This window comes from Pseudoxanthobacter sp., assembly GCF_036822375.1.
GTDB lineage: Bacteria > Pseudomonadota > Alphaproteobacteria > Rhizobiales > Segnochrobactraceae > Pseudoxanthobacter.
Window position 1 is genome coordinate 1 of record NZ_DAISHT010000261.1, and the last position, 4,220, is coordinate 4,220.

Consider the following 4,220-nt stretch of genomic DNA (forward strand, 5'->3'; position numbering starts at 1 on the left):
GCGAACCTTCACGTTCGCGTCGACGACCCGTTTCACGGGCACGAGAATCTTCATCTTGTCTGCCTTTTCGCCGGGGTCTCAGGGCAGCCGCGTCCACGTCTGGCTGCGGCAGAGCAGGCCGCCCAGCATGCAGCCGGAGAGCTTCAGAGCGTTGGCATCCTTCAGTTCCAGCGAGCCGTCGTAGGTTTTGCCGTTCTCGAAATTGTAGAGCCGGCCGCTCCAGCGCTGCGCGCCGTCCGGCTTCAGGTCATAGACGAAGACGGTGCCGATCAGCGGCCGGCTGCGCTTGCCGGCATCGGGATTGGCGGCGTCGTTGCGCGGCTGTTTCAGCCACACGATGGTGCCGCACTCGGCCGCGCCGCAGGGCGCAAAGCGCACCTGCGTCTCGTGGCTCTCGGTCAGCCAGGTGCCGTCGAGCGCGCTGGCGCGGGCAAGGCCGCCCGCCGCCAGCAGCAGGCCCGCCGCAAGGGCGGCGCGGGCCGCCCCGGTTGCGAGAATGGTCATCGGATCCGTTCCCCCTCCTGTCTGCCGCCGGCTCACAGGCCGCTGAACTTGTAGGTGCCGAACTTGTAGGTCATGCCGACCGAGACGAGATCGACATCGGAGGAAACCGAGCCGACAAAGGGCAGGCCGGTCTCGTAATGGGGGTTGCCCGGCACCAGTTCCACATTGCCGTTGCCGGTGGTGAAGAGGTGGGAATAGCCGAAATCGAAGCTGAGGTTGTCGTTCAGCCGATACCCCATGCCGAGGGCCACGCTGAGGCGGTTGGAATCCGGCACGCGCAGATCGCGGTTGGTGGTGGTGATGGGCGACCACTCGTAGCCGAGACCGCCGCGGAAGGTGTAGTTCTCATTCAGCTTGTATTCGGCGCCGATCGACAGGTAGTAGCCGTCGTTATATTCGAACGGCAGCGTCGTGAGCGTGGCGCCGTTGGTGAGGCCGGCATTGCCGACCACGCCGACGTGGTTGAGCCGGCTCCAGTTGGTCCACTCGAAGCCGCCGCTCACCGTCAGGGCGGGGGTAATCTGCTGGCGGATGCCGAGCGACACCTGATCCGGCATCATCAGGTTGGCGTCGACGCCGTAGAGCCCGGCCGGCAGGCTGCTGACTTTGGCGCCGAGCGAGAGATCGCCGCTGAGGCTTTCGCCCACGGTGGAGCGGTAGCCGAGGCCGATTTCCGTGCCGGCGAAGGGCTTCACCGTCACGCCGGCCGTCACGCCGGCGCCCCAGCTCTGGCCTTCCAGCAGTGCGCCCGGCGCATAGGGCAGCGGCGAGGTCGCCTGCGACAGCGAGGTGCGGAAATAGAGCGCCTGAACGCCGAGGCCGAGGGAGAGCCAGTCGGTGACCTGATAGGCAATGGTGGGATTGATATCGACCGAGCGCACGGTCGATTCGCGGGCATAGATCTGGCCGGAATAATTGAAGGGATATTTGGTGGAGAGCCCGAACGGCACGTTGACCGCGAGCCCCAGCCACAGCTTGTCGGTGAGCTGATAGCTCAGGTAGCCGGAGGGCAGGGCGGCATCGGCGGCAATGTCGCCGCTGCCGGAGGTGCCGCCGAGCAGCATCAGCAGCGGGCTGGTGCCGGCAACCGGGCTCACGTTGGCGTTGGGGAAGATGCCGGCCACGTTGAGTTCGGTCTGCAGCCCGGAAAACTGCGTCATCGTCGCCGGGTTCCAGTACATCGAACTCAGTCCGGCCGCGCCCGCCGCCGCACCGGCATAGGCCTGCCCGAGGCCGATCGTGCTCTGCTCGCGCAGCGCGAACGAGCCGGCTTCGGCCGCCGCGGTGGCCGCAAGGCCCGCGCCCGCCGCCGTGAACAACAGTGCCGTGGCTTTAACGGCCTTGCGCATTCTTTCCTCCGTCTTCTTTGTCTTGTTGTCGGCGGGCTTTGTGCCCGCTCGGGCCGCCTGGCCGGAATGCTCCGGCCGGGGTCTTGTTTGCCGGGCGGGCCGGCCTTCCCCCTCTGCCCGCAGCCGGGGCGGGGGCTGCGATCGTTACCGGCAGGGGAGGAAGGCACGGCCGCGGGTGGCTCAGTCGCCTTCCAGAAGGCTCGCGAGCTTCAGGGCCACGCCCTGCGAGCCCTGCACCCTGAGGCGGCCGGTGGAGAAGGCGATCATCGGGCTGAGGCGCCCTTCGATCAGCTTCATCAGGTTGTCGGACTTGAGCTTCAGCACCGTGTCGGCCTCGCCGCCGCCGCTGCTGACGGCCGCCTTGCCGCCGGTCGCATCCACGAAGATGCTGCCGCCACCGTCCGTCAGGTCGAACCGCACCGTGTAGCCCAGCGTCTTCAGGGCGTCTGCGCGCCGTTCCAGAGCCCCCATCAGGGCGTCGACTTCGGCCATGTCGCTTTTTCTCCTTGCGGTCGCACCGGGGTCAGAACTGGGCGTCTTCCAGCGCCATCATCGCGCCCTTGCCGGCCTTGATGGCGGCAAACAGGCCCGCCGCCTGCGGCAGGATGCGCTCCATGTAGAAGCGGGCGGTGACGCGCTTGCCTTCGTAGAAGGCGCGTTCCCCGGTGCCGGCCTCCAGCGCGGCGCCGGCCACCCGCGCCATCTTCAGCCACATGACGCCGAGCGCCACGAGGCCGAACAGGCGCAGATATTCGGTGGCGCCGGCGGCGGCCTCCTCCGGGTCCTTGAGGCCCTTGCGGGCGAGCGTGGCGGTGGAGAGCTGCAGCGCGCCGAACGCCTTGGCGAGCGGCTGGGCGAGTTCGGTGACGAGATCGTCGTCGCTGTCGAGGGCGGCGTCGATTTCGGCAAGGGCGGGGTGGAAGAACCGGCGCAGGTAGCGGCCCATGTGGGCCGGCATCTTGCGTCCCACGAGATCGAGCGCCTGCACGCCGTTGGTGCCCTCGTAGATCATCGAGATGCGACTGTCGCGCACATATTGCTCAACGCCGTGATCACGGATAAAGCCGTGACCGCCATAGACCTGCATACCGACATTGGCGGCCTCGAAGCCCAGGTCGGTGAACAGCGCCTTCACCACCGGCGTCATGAGGGCGGTGAAGTCGTCCGCCTCCTGCCGCACCTCCGGATCGGGGTGGTGGCGGGAGATGTCGAGCGTCTTGGCAACCCAGCAGCCGAGCGCGCGGGCCCCCTCGTTGCAGGCGCGGATGGTCATCAGCATGCGGCGCACGTCCGGATGCACGATGATCGGGTCGGCCGGCTTGTCGGGCGCCTTCTTGCCGGCCAGCGAGCGGCCCTGCAGCCGGTCGCGGGCATAGGCGACGGCCGCCTGATAGGCCGCCTCGCCGGCGCCCAGCCCCTGAATGCCCACCGACAGACGCTCGCTGTTCATCATCGTGAACATCGCGCGCATGCCCTTGTGCGGCTCGCCGACCAGCCAGCCGGTGGCCTCGTCGAACGACAGCTGGCAGGTGGCCGAGGCCTTGATGCCCATCTTGTGCTCAAGGGCGCTGCACACCACGCCGTTGCGGACGCCGGGGCGGTTGTCGTCGGTGGGCAGGAACTTCGGCACGAGGAACAGGCTGATACCCTTCACCCCCTTCGGCGCGTCCGGCAGGCGGGCGAGCACGAGGTGGATGATGTTCTCGGTCAGGTCGTGCTCGCCGGCGGAGATGAAGATCTTGGAGCCGGTGATGCGGTAAGAGCCGTCGGCCTGCGGCACGGCGCGGGTGCGCAGCAGGCCGAGATCGGTGCCGCAATGCGCCTCCGTCAGGCACATGGTGCCGGACCAGGTGCCGTCGATCAGCTTCGGCAGGTAGCGCGCCTTCAGTTCCTCGCTGGCATGGCCGATGATGGCCTTGTAGGCGCCGTGGCTGAGGCCGGGATAAAGGCCGAAGGACAGGTTCGTGGAACAGATCATCTCTTCCACGAACTTGCCGACCACCTCCGGCAGGCCCTGCCCGCCATAGGCCGGGTCAGCGCCCATGGAGGTCCAGCCGCCCTCCGCGAAGGCGGCATAGGCCTCGCGGAAGCCCTTCGGCGTGCGCACGGCGCCGTTTTCCAGCACGCAGCCTTCCTCGTCGCCGGAGGCGTTGAGCGGCAGCAGCCGCTCGGTGACGAACTTTGCCGCTTCTTCCAGAATGGCGTCGACGAGATCGGGCGTGACCTCCGCAAAGTCGGGCATGTCGGCATAGTCGGCGGCACCGACGACTTCGTTCAGCACGAAGCGCATGTCGCGCAGGGGCGCCTTGTAAGTCTGCATGGCGTCAGTTCCTCACCGGCTTGCCGGTTTCGAGCACGCTCTCGAAC

Annotated in this window: 4 protein-coding genes; all 4 read right to left on the reverse strand. The window is 67.7% G+C overall.

Going from position 1 to position 4,220, the window contains the following annotated elements:
* Positions 1-78 precede the first annotated feature (78 nt).
* Complete coding sequence (locus V7067_RS16035) at positions 79-504, reverse strand: DUF2147 domain-containing protein (RefSeq protein ID WP_334176904.1); 426 nt, start codon at positions 502-504, stop codon at positions 79-81.
* 32 nt (positions 505-536) lie between these two features.
* Positions 537-1,853: an outer membrane protein transport protein gene (locus V7067_RS16040; RefSeq protein ID WP_334176905.1), complete on the reverse strand. Its 1,317-nt coding sequence runs from the start codon at positions 1,851-1,853 to the stop codon at positions 537-539.
* A gap of 180 nt (positions 1,854-2,033) precedes the next feature.
* A complete protein-coding gene (locus V7067_RS16045; RefSeq protein ID WP_334176906.1) occupies positions 2,034-2,345 on the reverse strand; it encodes an SCP2 sterol-binding domain-containing protein in 312 nt (103 codons plus the stop codon).
* Positions 2,346-2,376: 31 nt separating this feature from the next.
* On the reverse strand, positions 2,377-4,173 hold the full coding sequence (locus V7067_RS16050) for an acyl-CoA dehydrogenase C-terminal domain-containing protein (RefSeq protein WP_334176907.1): 1,797 nt from the start codon (positions 4,171-4,173) through the stop codon (positions 2,377-2,379).
* Between the last annotated feature and the right edge of the window lie 47 nt (positions 4,174-4,220).

Coding starts and splice junctions, on each gene's coding strand:
- V7067_RS16045 (WP_334176906.1), bottom strand. CDS start 2,345: ATGGCCGAAGTCGACGCCCTGATGGGGGCTCTGGAACGGCGCGCAGAC.
- V7067_RS16050 (WP_334176907.1), bottom strand. CDS start 4,173: ATGCAGACTTACAAGGCGCCCCTGCGCGACATGCGCTTCGTGCTGAAC.
- V7067_RS16040 (WP_334176905.1), bottom strand. CDS start 1,853: ATGCGCAAGGCCGTTAAAGCCACGGCACTGTTGTTCACGGCGGCGGGC.
- V7067_RS16035 (WP_334176904.1), bottom strand. CDS start 504: ATGACCATTCTCGCAACCGGGGCGGCCCGCGCCGCCCTTGCGGCGGGC.